Here is a 16,760-nt window from a genome sequence, read left to right on the forward strand (position 1 = left end):
TTGAGCAGCAGGGCGGCGTACGAGCGCACGTTGGCGAGGGAGCCCCGGAGATCATGAGAGGCGAGCCCCAGATAGCGGACCTGCCGACGGGCAGCTTCCTCGTCGCTCTGGACGGGCTGCGTCCACACCAACCGTGCCCCGTCCCCCAGGGGGCGCTCGCCCGCCCGCACCCACCGTCCCTCGCGCTCCCAGATGTCCGTTCCCGGGCGCCGTTGAAAGCCGGCCGCCTGGAGGAGCTCGGCCACGGTGCCCAGGCCCTCGGGCAGTTGTTCGAGACCCAGGTGAGCACACAGCCGTTCATCCACCTCACGCGGCTGGCCTCGCCGCGAGAGGATGGCGAATCCGGGTTCTGCCCCGCCCGCCTCCGTTCCCCGCAGCCCGTCGTCCCTCACGCCTGCCGTCTCCTCGTCCATGGGTTAGGAGAACGGTGGGGCGTCACTGTCGGTTTTGCAACGTGCCTGCCACTCTGCCCCGCGAGCCAGTTGATTTCTTCCGTCCCCTGGCGCCTGGATTGGGCGACAATCGGGGGCGCGCAACCCGAGGAGAAGAATCTGTCTTCCGCCAATTATCAGCACCAGGACTCCAACGTCGTGCTGGTGGTCGATGACGACCCCGACATCCTCGAGGCCCTCTCCGAGATTCTCGAGGCCGAGGGTTTCGAGATCCGCCGCGCCCGCAACGGCAAGGAAGCGTTGGAGAAGCTCGAGCCCAATCCGCCCCAACTCATCCTCCTGGACTTGATGATGCCCGTGATGGATGGCTGGGAGTTCGCCCAGCGCATGCGGCAGAAGCCCAGCGTGGCCACCATCCCCATCATCGTGCTCAGCGCGGATCGCAACGTGGGCAGCAAGGCCACGGACATCGGCGCGGTGGGACACCTGGCCAAGCCCTTCGAACTCAATGACCTGCTGGACATGGTGCGCCGCTCCTTGAGTCAGGCCCAGGCCAGTACCGCGCGCTAGGGTTCCCTGCGTCCTTGACCTGTCCCAGCCCCATCACTACGGTCCCATCCGACTGTTGATTCACCAGTCAATCCCTCGGAGGAGAGAGTCATGTCGAGCGCACAGGACATCATCGAGAAGGACATTCCGGCCACCCTTCAGCAGAAGCCGGAGCTGGCCAAGGACATCAACTCGGTCATCCACTTCAACATCACCGGCGACAACGGCGGCACCTGGACGCTGGACTGCACCAAGCAGGACAACTGGGTGTCCAAGGGCGCCGCGGGCGAGCCGAAGATGACCGTCACCGTCAGCAACGAGGACTTCGTGAAGATCCGCGCGAAGACGCTCAACGCGCAGATGGCCGCCATGCAGGGCAAGCTGAAGTTCAAGCCCATGGACATGGGGCTTGCGATGAAGTTGGCGAAGCTGCTGGGCTAGACTCACCGGAGACGCGCCTCCGGGCGCGGACTCCTCGAGCGGCGCGCGCTCCTCTCCGGGGCCGCGCCGCTTCTTTTTTGTGCCCACCCCTGAGAACCCCCCACGCATGGATACGCTCCCGCTCTCCGGGCTCAAGGTCCTGGACCTGTCACGCCTGCTGCCCGGTCCCTACGCCACGCTGGTGCTCGCCGACCTCGGCGCCACGGTGGACAAGGTCGAGGACCCCGATGGAGGGGACTACATCCGCCAGATGCCGCCGCTGCGCGACGAGGAGAGCGCGCTCTACTACGGCCTCAACCGCAACAAGCGCTCGCTGGTGCTCAACCTCAAGTCCCCCGAGGGGCGCGAGGCCCTCAAGCGCCTGGTGCGTGGCTACGACGTGCTGGTGGAGAGCTTCCGCCCCGGCGTCCTGGACAAGCTGGGCGTGGGCTGGTCCGTGCTGCGCGAGCAGAACCCACGGCTCATCTACTGCGCCATCTCCGGCTACGGGCAGACGGGGCCGGATCGGCTCAAGGCGGGGCATGACATCAACTACGCGGCGCGCGCGGGCGTGCTCGCCTACGGCGGCGAGGCGGGGGGCGCCCCGGCCTTTCCGGGCGTGCAGATGGGAGACATCGGCGGCGGCAGCCTCTTCGCGCTGGTGGGTGTGCTCGCGGCGCTCCATGAGCGCGAGCGCACCGGGCAGGGCCGCTTCGTGGACGTGTCCATGACGGATGGCGCCCTGGCCTTCCTCCACATGCACCTGGCGGCGCGACTGGTGATGGGCGAGCACGGCCAGCCGCTGCGCCGCGGCCGCGAGGCGCTCAACGGCGGCTACGCCTGCTACGGGCTTTACCGCACGAAGGACGACCGCTACCTGGCGGTGGGCGCGCTGGAGCCCAAGTTCCTCGCCGGCGTATGCGAGGTGCTGGGGCGTCCGGAGCTGCTGTCGGACGCATACGACACCGGCGAGGCCGGAGCCCGGGCCAAGGCCGAGTTCGCCCGCCTCTTCGCCGAGCACCCGCTGGCGTACTGGCGCGAGCGCTTCGCGGGTAAGGACTTGTGTGTGGAACCGGTACTCGAGGGCGACGAAGTGCTGGAGGATTCCCAGCTGCGCGCCCGGGGTCTCTTCGTGGAGTCGGAAGACACCCAACGTGGGAGGAAGGTGACCCACCTGCTCACGCCTCTTCGTCTGGGTGAAACGCCGCTGCGACCTCCGCCTGATTTGGGACAGCACTCCCGGAAAATTCTCGTCGAGGCAGGCTTTAGCCCGGAAGAAATTGAAAGACTGGTCACCTGAGTCTTGTCAGGAATTGGCTGGCAGTGCGTGCGCGAGGTCCAGGTGCGTCATCAATCCCGGATCTCCCGTAAAGGGTGGGGGTCTGCCTTTACCCGCTACACATGAAATCAGAGACATGCGATTTTGAGTTCCGCCGAGTGTGGGCGTCGGCGCTCTCTGAAAACGACGTCCCGAAGCATGGCGGGGGGTTGAGCATCCGTGAGAGGAATCAACACGCAGGCGCCTGCGAACCAAGCGAAACCCGCGAGCGGTGTAATTCATTGACAGTGGGGCTGTTGACACTCGCCGAGTGCGCAGTGGACCTTTGACGGAAACAGGAAGGCAACAGATGACGGAAAACGAGAACCAGCTGGGGCTTGGGTCCCGCTCCACCGACAAGGCGGAGCAGGAGTTGGACGGCTCCGAGGCCGGGATGGCGCGCGGAGCACGTGAGGCGGAGCCCATCGCGGTGGTGGGGCTGGCATGCCGTTTTCCAGGGGCTCCGGACGCGGATGCGTTCTGGCGGGTGCTGTGCGACGGGAGGGATCTGCTGCGGGAGATTCCGCCGGAGCGCTGGGACAACAGCGCCTGGTTCGACGCGGATGCGCAGGCGCCCGGCAAGAGTCATGTGCGCCACGGGTACTTCCTGGACGAGGTGAGCGGGTTCGATCCGCTCTTCTTCGGCATCTCCCCGCGCGAGGCCGCGGAGATGGATCCCCAGCAGCGGCTGATGCTGGAGGTGTGCTGCGAGGCGCTGGCGGACGCGGGCGTCCCGGCGTCGAGCCTGAAGGGCTCGCGCACGGGCGTGTTCATGGGCGCCATCTGGCACGAGTACGCGGACCGGCACCTGACGGAGCACGCGGCGGTGACGCCGCACAGCGCGACGGGGCAGTCGCTCAACATCGTGGCCAACCGACTGTCCTACTTCATGGGGCTGCGCGGGCCGAGCCTCACGGTGGACACGGCGTGCTCCTCGTCGCTGGTGGCGGTGCACCTGGCCTGCCAGAGCCTGCGCGCGGGCGAGTCGCGGATGGCGCTGGTGGGCGGCGTCAACCTGATCTTCTCGCCCGAGGCGAACGTGCTGCTGTCCAAGTTCGGCGGGCTGTCGCCGGACGGGCGGAGCAAGGCGTTCGCGGCGAGCGCGGATGGCTTCGGGCGCGGCGAGGGCGCGGGGCTGGTGGTGTTGCAGCCGCTGTCGGCCGCGCTCGCCTCGGGCGCGCGCATCTACTGCATCATCCGTGGCTCCACGGTGAACAACAACGGCACCGGCAACGGGCTCACCGCGCCGAGCGTGCCCGGGCAGGCGGCGCTGCTGCGCGAGGCGTACGCGCGCGCCGGCGTGCCCCCCAGCCGCGTGCACTACGTGGAGACGCACGGCACGGGCACGGCGCTGGGAGATCCCACCGAGGCGAGCGCCCTGGGCGCCGCGCTGGGGGAGGGCAGGTCCATCGATCGGCCGCTGATGATCGGCTCGGTGAAGGCCAACATCGGGCATCTGGAGGGAGGGGCGGGCATCGCGGGCCTCATCAAGGTGGCGCTGTCCATGTCGCGCCGGCTGGTGCCGCCGCACCTGATGCACGGAGAGCCCAACCCGCGCATTCCCTTCGGCGAGCTGCGGCTGACCCTGCCGCAAAAGCTGACGCCGTGGCCCAGCGAGGACGAGCCGGCGACGGCCGGAGTGAGTGCGTTCGGCTGGGGTGGTACCAACGCCCACGTGGTGCTGGAGGAGGCGCCAGTGGGGCGCGAGGAGCTGCTGCCGCTGGCGGCGGGCACCGCGGAGGAGCTGCTGGCCCAGGCGGCGAAGGCCGAGGCCCTGGTGGTGCACGAGGAGGATCCGGTGTGCGTGCGCGACCTGTGCCGCGCCTGGGCGCTGCGGGTGGGAACGGGGCGCCACCGCGCGGCCCTCACGTTCCGCACGCGCGCGGAGCTCGTCGCGCAGCTCAAGGCCCTGCGTCAGGGCCGCAAGCGCGCGGGCCTGACCACGGGGGATGTCAGCGAGCCGGCGCGCGTGGCCTTCATCTTCGCGCCGCAGGGCTCGGAGTGGCCGACCATGGGACGGGAGCTGCTGGCCACGGAGCCGGTGTTCCTCGCCTGCGTGGAGGCCCTGGACACCACCTTCATGCCGCTGGCCGGCTGGTCGCTCGTGGAGGCGCTGCGGGATCCGCACGCCAAGGCGCTGACGGACGAGGACGCCGCCGAGCCGCTGACGCTCGCGGTGCAGGTGGGGCTGGCGGCGCTGTGGCGCTCCTGGGGCGTGGAGCCGGAGGTGGTGGTGGGCCACGGGGTGGGCGAGGTGGCCGCCGCGTGCGTCATGGGCGGGCTGGAGGCCTCGGACGCGGTGTGGATGGTGTACCGCGCCAGCCGCCTGCGGCAGTGGGAGTCGCTGCGTGACGAGCTGGAAGCCGCCCAGGAGCGGCTGAAGGCGCGGGGCCTGGGAGGCCGCTGGGTGTCCACCGTGGCACGCGAGCTGGGGCCGGAGGGCCGCATGGGGGACGTGCGCTGCCGCACCCTGCGCCAGCCGGTGCGTTTCGCCCAGGTGGTGGAGAAGCTGGTGGCCGAGGGCTTCGACTCCTTCGTGGAGCTCAGCCCGCACCCGGTGCTGTGCCGCCCGGTGGAGCAACTGCTGCGCAAGGCCGGCCGGTCGGGGGTGGTGGTGGGCTCGCTGCGGCGGGACGAGGCGCGCGCGGCCCTGCTGGAGGCGCTCGCGGCGCTGCACGCCCGGGGCCTCCACGTGCGCTGGGAGGCGCTACCTCCGCCCGAGATGCCCGTGGCCGAGCTCCCCAGCGAGCAGCGGCGGGCCGAGCTCCCCGGTCGCACGGAGCTGCTGCCCCTGTCCGCGCAGACGCCCGAGGCGCTCGCGGAGGCCGCGCGCCTGTTGGTCGCGCGCCTGGAGAAGCACCCGCTGTCGCTGCATGACCTCAGCTACTCGGCCTCCGTGCACCGCGACCACCTGGTCTACCGGATGGCGCTGCTGGCCCGCACCCCCACCGAGGCGCGCGATGGCCTGAAGGCCTTCATCCGCGGGGAGATGCGTCCGGGCCTCTCCGTCACCCGCCACGCCGACGGCCGGCACCAGCCCGTGGTCTTCGTCTTCCCGGGTCAGGGCTCGCAGTGGGTCGGCATGGGCCGCCGGCTGATGGCCGAGGAGCCCGTGTTCCGCGCCGCGCTGGAGCAGTGCGACGCGGCGCTGCGCCGCTTCGTGGACTGGTCGCTCATGGAGGTGCTGGCCTCGGACGACGCGGGGTGGATGGAGCGCATCGACCAGGTGCAGCCCGCGCTCTTCTCGATGCAGGTGGCGCTGGCGCGGCTGTGGCGCGCGTGGGGCGTGGTGCCCGACGTGGTGGTGGGCCACAGCATGGGCGAGGTGGCCGCGGCGCACGTGGCCGGGGCGTTGGACCTCGTGGACGCGGCCCGCATCATCTGCCGCCGCAGCCTGCTGCTGCGCCGGGTGAGTGGCCGGGGCGGCATGGCCATGGTGGAGCTGACGCTGGACGAGGCCCGCGTGGCCATCCGCGGCCTGGAGGAGTTCCTCTCCGTGGCGGCCAGCAACAGCCCCCGCTCCACCGTGCTCTCCGGTGAGCAGGGCGCGCTCGCCCAGGTGCTGGAGAAGCTGGAGGCGCGCAACGTCTTCTGCCGCAAGGTGAAGGTGGACGTGGCCTCGCACAGCCCGCAGATGGAGCCGCTGCGCGAGGACCTGCTCCTGGCGCTGGAGGGTCTGGCGCCACGGCGGGGCGAGGTGCCGCTGTACTCGACGGTGACGGGCCAGGTGACGGACGGTGCCGATCTGGAGCCGTCTTACTGGGTGCGCAACCTGCGCGACCCGGTGCTGCTGGCGCCGGTGGTGGAGCGGCTGGTCAACGACGGCCACTCGCTCTTCCTGGAGGTGAGCCCGCACCCGGTGCTGCTGCCCTCCATCGAGCAGACGATCGCCCACCTGCGCATGGAGGGCACGGTGCTGCCCTCCCTGCGGCGCGAGCAGCCCGAGCGCGAGGTGATGCTGGAGACGCTCGGCGGCCTCTACGCGGTGGGCCGCGAGGTGGAGTGGAAGGCCCTGCACGGGAAGGGAGGCCGGCTGGTACGGCTGCCGGACTACCCCTGGCAGCGCCAGCCCTGCTGGTTCCAGCCGGGCGCGGCGAGCCCCGCCCCGGCGGAGGCCCGGACGCACCGGCGCCAGTCGGTGCTGGGCGCCACGCGCCGCTCCTCCCTTCGGCCCAATGCCTTCATCTGGGACGTGGAGGTGGGGGCGGAGAACCTGTCCTGGTTGGGAGACCACCGGGTGCAGGGCACCATCCTCCTGCCCACCACGGCGTACCTGGACTGGGCCTTGACGGCGGTGCAGTCGGCGCTCGGCCCCGGGCCGTGGGCGCTGGAGGACCTGCGCATCGACGAGGCGCTGGCGCTGCTGGGCAACGGCACGCGCACGGCCGAGGTGCTGCTGGACACGAACTCCACGGGCGGAGGCTCCTTCAAGGTGTCCAGCTTCATCCCCACGCCGGGCATCAGCGGCGCGGAGGTGTGGACGGTGCACGCCACCGGACGTGTGCGCATGTCCGAGAGCGGCGGGCGCGGCAAGCTGTCCCTGGTGGCGGTGGAAGAGGTGCAGCGGCGCAGCACCGAGCTCCGGCTGGGTGAGGTGCACTACCACGACATGGAACAGCGGGGCCTCCAGTACGGCCCCACCTTCCGGGGCCTCCAGGAGGTGTGGCGCCTCGACGGCGAGGCCGTGGGCCGCATCGTCGCGCCCGAGTCGCTCGAGTCCTCGGTGGGCTTCCACCCCGCGCTGCTCGACGCGGCGCTCCAGGTGTTGCTCGAGGCCGCGCCCTCGGGAGACACCACCTTCGTCCCCATCCGCCTGCGTCGCTTCGAGGTGCTGCGCCGGGGCGCGGTGCAGTGGGCGTACGCGCGCCTCGTGCAGCGGGAGCCGTGGCGCAAGGGCTCGCTGCTGGAGGGGGACGTTGTCCTGCTCGACGGGCAGGGCCAGCCCCTCGCCGAGGTGGAGGGCCTGGTGCTCTCGGCGCTGCCGACCCGGAATGGTCGTGCTCGCGCGGAACAGGATCGCTCGCTCTTCGAGCTGGCGTGGCGCCGGGTGGGCCTGCCCGCGGTGTTCGAGCCGGGCTCTACCGACGCGCCGTGGCTCGTCTTCATGGACGCCACGGGCGTGGGCGGCGCGCTCGCGACCATGCTGGAGTCCTGGGGCGCTTCCTGTGTCCGGGTGGAGTCCGGCACGGGCCTGCGCAAGCTGGGCAACCACCACTACGCGGTGACGCCCGGCTCGCGCGAGGATCTGCGCGCGGTGCTCCAGGCCTGCTTCCCGGAGGGCGGCGCCTGCTCGGGCGTCGCGTACCTGTGGGGATTGGATCTCCCGGCACCGGACGTCTCGGGTGACGCGGCCCTCGACGCGGCGGTGCGCTCCTGCGGCGGCGCGCTGCGCATCGTCCAGGAGACGTTGCGGTTGGGGTGGAGGGATCCTCCGCGCCTGTGGATGGTGACGCGGGGCGCCTGGCCGGTGATGGGCTCGCCCGCGACGGGAGCGCTCCAGGCGGCGCTCTGGGGACTCGGGCGCGCGGTGGGCCACGAGCACCCGGAGCTGCGTTGCACCTGCGTGGACATCGATCCTGCCTCGCCCATGGTGGACGTGGAGTCGCTGGGCCGCGAGCTGGCCGCGCGGGCCGAGGACGAACAGGTGGCCCTGCGGGGCGAGGCGCGCTACGCGGCGCGGCTCAACCGGCGCTCGGGCGCGAAGGAGCTGTACTCGGAGCCGTTGCTGCCCGCGGCCGGCAAGCCCTTCCAGGTGGAGACGCCTCCGCCGGGAGTCTTCGGCGGCGTGGTGGTGCGCATGGCCGAGCGGCGCAAGCCCAAGGCCGGAGAGGTGGAGATCGCCATCGAGGCCTCGTCGCTCAACTTCATCGACGTGATGAAGACGATGGGCCTGTCGCCTGGCATGACGCTGGGGACGATGCCGCTGGGGCTCGACTGCGCGGGCCGCGTGGTGGCCGTGGGGCCGGGAGTGACGGACCTCGCGGTGGGAGACGAGGTGCTGGCCTTCACGCCGGCGGCCATGGGCTCCCACGTCGTCACGGATGCCCGCTTCGCGGTGCGCAAGCCCAAGAACTTGAGCATGGCGGAGGCGAGCTCCATCCCCAGCGTCTTCATGACGGCCTGGTACGCGCTGAACCACTTGGCGCGGCTGCGCAAGGGTGAGCGCATCCTCATCCACTCCGCCGCGGGTGGACTCGGCCTGGCGGCGGTGCAGCTCGCCCAGTCCGTGGGGGCCGAGGTCTTCGCCACCGCCGGCACGCCCGAGAAGCGGGAGCTGCTGCGCGGGATGGGCATCCAGCACGTGATGGACTCGCGCACGCTCGCCTTCGCGGACGAGGTGATGCGCCTCACCGGTGGCGAGGGCGTGGACGTGGTGCTCAACTCGCTCGCTGGCGACGCCATCACCCGGAGCATGGAGGTGCTGGCCCCCGATGGGCGCTTCCTGGAAGTGGGCAAGCGCGACATCTACGACGGGCGTGCGTTGGACCTCTCCCAGTTCCGCCGCCGCCTCATCTACGCGGCCATCGACCTGGTGGGACTGAGGGAGCAGCGGCCGGCGCTGTGCTCGCGGCTGCTGCACGAGGTGACCGAGCAGCTGGAGTCGGGCGCGCTCAAGCCCATCCAGTACCGCGTGTTCCCCGTGTCGCAGGCCTCCGAGGCCTTCCGCGAGATGGCGCAGGGCCTGCACGTGGGCAAGCTGGTGCTCTCCATGGAGGACCCGGCGCTGCGCCTGGTGCCTCCGCGGCCGGGCTTCCGGGTGCGTGAGGACGCGACGTACCTCATCACCGGCGGCCTCGGTGGCCTGGGCTTGTCGGCGGCCAGATGGCTGGTGGGGCATGGCGCGAGGAACCTGCTGCTGCTGGGCCGCAACGGCGTGTCCCCGTCCGTCCAGCCCGAGCTGGATGCGATGCGGGCCGAGGGCGCGCGCGTGGAAGTGGCACAGGTGGACGTGGCGGACGGACGGCGCCTGGGCGAGGTGCTGGAGCGGGCCCGTGCGGAGATGCCCCAGCTGCGGGGCGTGCTGCACTGCGCGGGCGTGCTCGACGACGGCATCCTGGAGCAGCAGGAGCCGGCGCGCTTCCGCACGGTCATGATGCCGAAGGTCCAGGGCGCGTGGAACCTGCACATGCTCACCCGGGACGAGCCGTTGGATCTCTTCATCCTCTACTCGTCCATGGCCTCGTTGCTGGGCCTGCCGGGCCAGGGCAACTACGCGGCGGCCAACGCGGCGATGGATGCCCTGGCGCACTACCGGCGCCAGCAGGGTCTGGCGGCGCTGAGCGTGAACTGGGGCCCCTTCTCCGAGGTGGGCCTCGCGGCGGCGGCCTCCAACCGTGGCGAGCGGCTGGCCCACCAGGGCATGGCGAGCTTCACCCCCCGTCAGGGCGAGGCGCTGCTGGAGCGCCTGCTGGAGGAGGGCGCGGTGCAGGTGGCCGCGGTGGCGCTCGACGTGCGCCAGTGGCTGGAGTTCTTCCCGAGCGTGGCCTCGCTGCGCGTCTGGGACGAGCTGGCCTCGGAGCGCTACGGCGACTCGTCGCGCCCGCGCTCGGACGTGCTGATCAACCTGCGGCGGGCCTCGCCCGGAGAGCGGCTGGGGCTGCTGGAGGGCTACCTCCGGGAGAGGCTCGGACAGGTGCTGCGGATCGACCCGTCGCGCGTGGGGCGGCACGAGCCGTTCCGCGGCCTGGGGCTCGACTCGCTGATGAGCCTGGAGCTGCGCAACCGCATCGAGGCCGTGCTGGACCTGAAGCTGTCGGTGACGCTGTTGTGGGCGCACTCCACGCTCGCGGCGCTGGCGACGTACCTGCTGGAGCAGCTCGGACTCATGCCCAAGCAGGAGGCGGCCCCGGTGCCCACCTCCAGGGAGATCCAGGCGGCCCAGCTCGCCGAGCTCTCCGAGGGCAAGCTGCTCGATCTGGTGGATGACGCGCTATCCGCCTGGGAAGACGTGAAGTGAGCGAGGAATCATGAGCGGCGAGGATGTGAAGGACGAGCTCAAGCAGCGTCTGGCTCGAGCTGTCACGGTGATGCAGAAGATGCAGGCCCGCATCGACTCGCTCGAGCGGGCCCGCACCGAGCCCATCGCCATCATCGGGATGGGCTGCCGCTTCCCCGGCGGCGCGGACACACCGGAGGCGTACTGGGAGCTGCTGGCCTCCGGGCGGGACGCCGTCCGCAAGGAGCCGGCCGCGCGCCGCATCGGTCCGGACACGGGCTCGCCGCGGTGGGCGGGCTACCTGGAGGACGTGAGCGGCTTCGACGCGGAGTTCTTCGGCATCTCCCCGCGCGAGGCCGCCAGTCTGGATCCTCGCCAGCGCCTGCTGCTGGAGGTGGCCTGGGAGGCGCTGGAGCACGCGGGGCAGGACCCCGAGCGGATGCTGAACACGCCCACGGGCGTCTTCGTCGGCGTCACCGGCGACGACTACTGGCGGCTGCTGCCCACGGATGCGGATCGCATCGATCCGTACTTCGCCACGGGCAACGGGCACTGCTTTCCACCCGGACGCGTGTCCTACGCGCTGGGGTTGCAGGGGCCGAGCATGGCGGTGGACACGGCGTGCTCGTCCTCGCTCGTGGCGTTGCACCTGGCCTGCCAGAGCCTGCGCTCCGGCGAGAGCAACGTGGCGCTCGCGGGCGGCGTGAACCTGGTGCTGGATCCGTTCGTCTCGGAGACGCTCCTGCGCATGCAGGCGCTCTCCCCGAACGGCCGGTGCAGTGCCTTCGACGCGCGGGCCAACGGCTTCGTGCGCGGCGAGGGTGCTGGACTCGTGGTGCTCAAGCGCCTGTCGGACGCGCAGGCGCAGGGGGACACCATCCTCGCGGTCATCCGTGGCTCGGCCGTCAACCAGGATGGTCGCTCCCAGGGGCTCACCGCGCCCAACATGCTCGCGCAGCAGGCCCTGCTGCGGCAGGCCCTGGCGAACGCGAAGGTGGAGCCCTCCGCCATCGGTTACGTGGAGGCACACGGCACCGGTACCCCGCTGGGCGACCCCATCGAGGTCGAGGCGCTGGTGGAGGTGCTGGGCAAGCCGAGGGCGGACGGCTCCCGGTGCGGGCTCGGGTCGGTGAAGACGAACCTGGGACACCTGGAGTCGGCGGCGGGCATCGCCGGACTCATGAAGGTGGTGCTGGCGCTCCAGCACGAGGCCATTCCGAAACATTTGAACTTCAGCCGGCTCAACCCGCGCATCCGGCTGGACGGCACCCCGTTCTTCGTCCCCACCGCGCTCCAGCCGTGGAAGCGCTCGGCGACGCCCCGACTGGCGGGCGTGAGCGCTTTCGGCATGAGCGGGACGAACGCGCATGTCATCCTGGAGGAGGCGCCTGTGCCGGCCCCGGCGACGCGCGCACCCGCGCCGCGTCCCGCGCACCTGCTGACGCTCTCGGCTCGGAGCGAGGAAGCGCTGGTGGCCACGGCGCGCCGCCACGCCGAGCACCTCACCGCCCACCCGGAGCTGGATGTGGCGGACGTGTGCTTCACCACCAACGCCACCCGTCCGTCCATGCCGCACCGGCTGGCCGTGGTGGGGAGCTCGGCCCAGGCGCTGACCTCGGGCCTGACGGCGTTCGCCTCGGGGACGAAGCCGGAGCACGTGGCCCAGGGCAAGGCGGGACACACCCCGCCCAAGGTGGCCTTCCTCTTCACCGGCCAGGGCTCGCAGTTCGCCGGCATGGGCCGGCGGCTCTTCGAGACGTCCGACGTCTTCCGTAACGCCATCGAGCGCTGCGCCGCGCGGCTGAAGCCGCGGATGGACCTGCTGGGGGTGCTGTACCCGAAGGACGGGGTGGCCTCGCCCATCGACCAGACGGAGTACAGCCAGCCGGCGCTCTTCGCCCTGGAGTACGCGCTGGCCGAGGTGTGGCGCTCGTGGGGCGTGGTGCCGGACGCGGTGATGGGCCACAGCGTGGGCGAGTTCGCCGCCGCGTGCGTGGCGGGCATCCTCTCGATGGAGGACGCGCTGGACCTCATCGCCGAGCGCGGGCGGCTCATGCAGGCGCTGCCCTCGGGTGGCGTCATGGCCACCGTGTTCGCCACCGAGGCGCAGGTGGCACCGTTGCTCGCTCCGTACCGGGACCGGGCGTCCATCGCCGCGTACAACGCGCCGGGACAGCTCACGCTCTCGGGCGCCGCGGAGGCGGTGGAGCGCATCACCTCGGGGCTGGAGGTCCAGGGCCTCGCCGTGAGGAAGCTCAACGTCTCGCATGCCTTCCACTCGCCGCTGCTGGAGCCGATGCTCGCTGCCCTGGAGTCGAAGGCCGCGGGGATGAAGCGGACGCCCGCGCGCCTGCCGCTCGTCTCCAACGTGACGGGCCGGGTGGTGGGCGCGGACGATCTGGGCGCGCCGGCCTACTGGCGCCGCCACGCGCGCGAGGCCGTGCGCTTCCAGGAGGGTATGGAGACCCTGCGCGGGCTGGGCATCGACGCCTTCGTGGAGGTGGGCCCGCACACCACGCTGCTGGGGCTCGGCAAGGCCTGCCTGGGCGAGGGGCCGGAGTGGCTGCCCTCGCTGCGCAAGGGCAAGGACGACCTGGAGCAGATGCTCGGCGTGCAGGGGCGCCTGTTCGCGCGGGGCCTCCCCCTGGACTGGCGCAAGGTGGACCCCGAGCCGGCGCGCCGCAAGGTGGTGCTGCCGCGCTACCCCTGGCAGCGCCAGCGGCACTGGGCCCTCACCGCGGACGCCGGGAAGGTGGCGCAACCCGTGCCGGTGGCCAGTCCCACGAACGAGGCCAAGGGCGCGAGGTGCGAGCTGTACGGGCTGGAGTGGGCGCCCGTGGCGCGCCCGGCGTCCGCCGCCGAGTCCGATGGTGCCTGGCTGCTGTTGTGCGATCGCGGCGGAGTGGGCGAGCAACTGGCCGCGCGCATCGAGGCTCGGGGCCAGACGTGTGTGAAGGTGTACGCGGGCAACGCGCCCCGGCCGGAGGCGCTGGCGGTGTCCCCCGGGGACGCGGCGGGCCTGGAGCGGCTGTGGCGCGAGCGCTTCCCCACGGGCACGTCCTGCGCGGGCGTGGTGTACCTGTGGGGTCTGGATGTGAAGGCCGTGGAGGGAGCGGGCCTTCGCGAGGCGTGCCTGGGTGTGGCCTCGCTGCTGCGCGCCCTGGAGTCCGTGCCGGAGTCGACGGGCCGGCTGTGGTTCGTCACCCGAGGGGCCCAGGGCGTGGGCGTGGAGGGCGTGCAGCCCGCTCAGTCGCCGCTGTGGGGCCTCGCCCGGGTGGTGGCGTTGGAGAGCCCGAGCCGGTGGGGCGGATTGATCGACCTGGGTCCCGAGGACGGAGCGGAGCCGCTGTGGGACGAGCTGCGCGCGACGGACGGTGAGGACCAGGTGGCCCTGCGCGGCGCCCAGCGGTACGTGGCGCGTCTCGTGGAGCGGGAGTCGCCGGAGGCCCGTCCGGTGCCGGTGCACGCGGAGGCGACGTACCTCATCACCGGCGGCCAGGGAGAGCTCGGGCTGGAGGTGGCGCGCTGGCTGGTGCGCCGAGGCGCCCGGAACCTCGTGCTCACCGCGCGTCGGGCCTTCCCGGCGCGGGAGCAGTGGGCGGAGCTGGAAGCGAAGGGCGACGCGCTGGCCGAACGGATCGCCACCGTGCGTGGGCTGGAGGCCGCGGGCGCCAAGGTGCTGCTGGCGCGGGCGGATGTGTCCCAGCGCGACGCGATGACGGCGCTGCTCGAGCAGGTGCGGGGCTCGATGCCTCCGCTGCGCGGCATCATCCACGCGGCGGCGGTGCCCTCGCACGCGCTGGTGAAGGACCTGGACGCGGAGACGCTCGGCGGGATGTTGGCGCCGAAGGTGGACGGCGCCTGGATCCTCCACGAGCTGACGCGGACGGACCCACTGGATTTCTTCGTCCTCTTCTCGTCCATCTCGGCGGTGTGGGGCTCGGCGGGGATGGGACACTACGCCGCGGCCAACGCCTTCCTGGACGGGCTCGCGCAGCACCGGCACGCATTGGGGCTGGTGGTGTCGAGCATCAACTGGGGCCTGTGGGAGGGCCGGGGTCTGGCCACCCGGGATGAGCAGAGCTGGCTGGAGAGCGTGGGGGTGGACGGATTCGACCGGGAGACCGGGCTGGGTTGGCTGGAGCGACTGGTGGGCGCGCGCGTGCCGCGGGCCCTGGTGGCCAGTGTCCGGTGGGAGCGCTTCCGACCCATCTTCGAGGCCCGGGCCCGTCGGCCCCTGCTGGAGCGTCTCGGCTCCGTGGATGCGTCGAAGGTTCCGGAGACGCTCAAGAAGGAGGCCCTGGCCTCCGCGCCGTGGCGTCAGGCGACCACGCCCTCCGCCCGGCGCGAGGCCTTGCGGACCCTGGTCCAGGAGACCGTGTCGAAGACCCTGGGCCTGGAGCCCGGCCGGGCACTGGCGCCCGAGCGCGGCTTCTCCGAGATGGGGATGGACTCCATCATGGCGGTGGAGCTGCGGGGCAGCCTCCAGAAGGCGCTGGGGGTGCCGCTGCCGGCGACGCTGGCGTTCAACTTCTCGAATGTCGAGGCCCTCACGGAGCACCTCTTCACGAAGGTCGAGGCGGAGCTTCCAAAGGAGGCCGCCGCGCCCGAGGCCCGGAGTCAGGGGCACTCGGACGAGCCCATCGCCATCGTCGGCATGGCCTGCCGGCTGCCCGGAGGAGCGGACACGCCGGAGGCGTTCTGGCGGTTGATGCGCGAGGGGACGGACGCCATCTCGGAGATTCCCCCGGAGCGCTGGGACGTGGAGTCCTGGTACGACCCGGATCCCGAGGTGCCGGGGAAGATGTACGTGCGCGCGGGCGGCTTCCTGCGCGAGGTGGACCGGTTCGATCCGCGGTTCTTCGGCATCTCTCCGCGCGAGGCGGAGAGCATGGATCCGCAGCAGCGGATGGTGCTGGAGGTGGCGTGGGAGGCCTTGGAGCGAGCGGGGCAGGACGCCTCGGGGCTGCGCAACTCGCGGACGGGCGTCTTCGTGGGCATCACCACGTCTGACTATGGGCGGGTCATCCTCCAGGGGCCGCCAGAGGACATCGACGCGTATTTCGCCTCGGGCACGTCGCTGAACGTGGTGGCCGGGCGGCTGTCGTACACGCTGGGCCTCCAGGGCCCGAGCATGGCGGTGGACACGGCGTGTTCGTCGTCGCTGGTGGCGTTGCACCTGGCCTGCCAGAGCCTGCGTGCGGGTGAGTCCACGATGGCGCTGGCGGCGGGGGTGAACCTCATGCTGTCGCCGGAGTCGACGATGGCGGGGTGCAGGGCGCGGATGCTCGCGCCGGACGGGCGGTGCAAGACGTTCGACGCCTCGGCCAATGGCTTCGCGCGTGCCGAGGGCTGTGGCGTGCTGGTGCTCAAGAAGCTGTCGGAGGCGCAGGCCCAGGGGGACAACATCCTGGCCGTCATCCGGGGCTCGGCGGTGAACCAGGACGGGCCGAGCAGCGGGCTCACGGTGCCGAACGGACTGGCGCAGCAGGAGGTCATCCGTCAAGCCTTGCGGAGCGCGGGAGTGGCGCCTGCCGAGGTGAGCTACCTGGAGGCGCACGGCACGGGCACGTCGCTGGGAGATCCCATCGAGGCCGAGGCCATGTGGTCGGTGCTGAAGGAGGGGCGGAAGGGCGGGGAGTCGCTGTGGATGGGCTCGGTGAAGACGAACGTCGGGCACCTGGAGTCCGCGGCGGGTGTGACGGGAGTGATGAAGGTGGTGCTGGCGATGCAGCGCAAGCAGTTGCCGGCGCACCTGCACCTGACGAAGCCCAACCCGCACATCGACTGGAAGGGAATGGCGGTGAAGGTGCCAGTGGAGCTGACGGCGTGGGACCCGGAACAGGGCCGGCGCATCGCGGGCGTGAGCTCCTTCGGCTTCAGCGGGACGAACGCACACGTGGTGTTGGAGGAGGCGCCGCCGATGCCCGCGCGGACTCAGGGAGTGGAGAGGCCGGAGCACGTGCTGGTGGTGTCGGGACGCGGCGCGGAGGCGATGAGAGCGCAGGCGGGCCGCTACGCACAGGCACTGACGGAGGGCGGCGCGTTGCTGGGAGACGTGTGCTTCACGGCGGCGACGGGCCGAGCGCACTTCGAGCACCGGCTGGCGGTGGTGGGAAGCAGCGCGCGGCAGGTGAGGGAGCGG

The 16,760-nt window shown here is 71.6% G+C and carries 5 protein-coding genes and 1 pseudogene; 5 read left to right on the forward strand and 1 reads right to left on the reverse strand.

Going from position 1 to position 16,760, the window contains the following annotated elements; translation table 11 throughout:
* Window positions 1–392, reverse strand: a pseudogene (locus tag VF794_RS35820) (sensor histidine kinase); the annotation flags it as partial.
* Window positions 393–590: 198 nt separating this feature from the next.
* Here VF794_RS35820 and VF794_RS35825 point away from each other — a divergent pair.
* The 5 genes from VF794_RS35825 to VF794_RS35845 all read left to right on the forward strand — a co-directional run.
* The gene (locus VF794_RS35825) at window positions 591–962 is read left to right on the forward strand and encodes a response regulator (protein WP_331117618.1); all 372 of its coding nucleotides are present in this window, start codon (window positions 591–593) and stop codon (window positions 960–962) included.
* Window positions 963–1,052: 90 nt separating this feature from the next.
* Window positions 1,053–1,382 (forward strand): SCP2 sterol-binding domain-containing protein, encoded by a 330-nt coding sequence (locus tag VF794_RS35830; RefSeq protein ID WP_331117614.1) that lies wholly within the window; start codon window positions 1,053–1,055, stop codon window positions 1,380–1,382.
* 106 nt (window positions 1,383–1,488) lie between these two features.
* Window positions 1,489–2,661 carry a CaiB/BaiF CoA-transferase family protein gene (locus tag VF794_RS35835; protein WP_331117615.1) on the forward strand — a complete coding sequence of 391 codons (1,173 nt, stop codon included), beginning with the start codon at window positions 1,489–1,491 and terminating at the stop codon, window positions 2,659–2,661.
* Between the two features lie 328 nt (window positions 2,662–2,989).
* Window positions 2,990–10,636: an SDR family NAD(P)-dependent oxidoreductase gene (locus tag VF794_RS35840; protein WP_331117616.1), complete on the forward strand. Its 7,647-nt coding sequence runs from the start codon at window positions 2,990–2,992 to the stop codon at window positions 10,634–10,636.
* Window positions 10,637–10,646: 10 nt separating this feature from the next.
* Window positions 10,647–16,760: SDR family NAD(P)-dependent oxidoreductase (locus VF794_RS35845; RefSeq protein ID WP_331117617.1), on the forward strand; the 6,114-nt coding region annotated here is incomplete at its 3' end.

It is taken from the genome of Archangium sp. (assembly GCF_036389735.1).
In the GTDB taxonomy this organism is placed as follows: Bacteria; Myxococcota; Myxococcia; order Myxococcales; family Myxococcaceae; genus Archangium.

What these genes read in the sequence shown, in the direction of transcription:
- VF794_RS35840 (WP_331117616.1), top strand. Translation starts at nt 2,990, where the DNA reads ATGACGGAAAACGAGAACCAGCTGGGGCTTGGGTCCCGCTCCACCGAC.
- VF794_RS35830 (WP_331117614.1), top strand. Translation starts at nt 1,053, where the DNA reads ATGTCGAGCGCACAGGACATCATCGAGAAGGACATTCCGGCCACCCTT.
- VF794_RS35835 (WP_331117615.1), top strand. Translation starts at nt 1,489, where the DNA reads ATGGATACGCTCCCGCTCTCCGGGCTCAAGGTCCTGGACCTGTCACGC.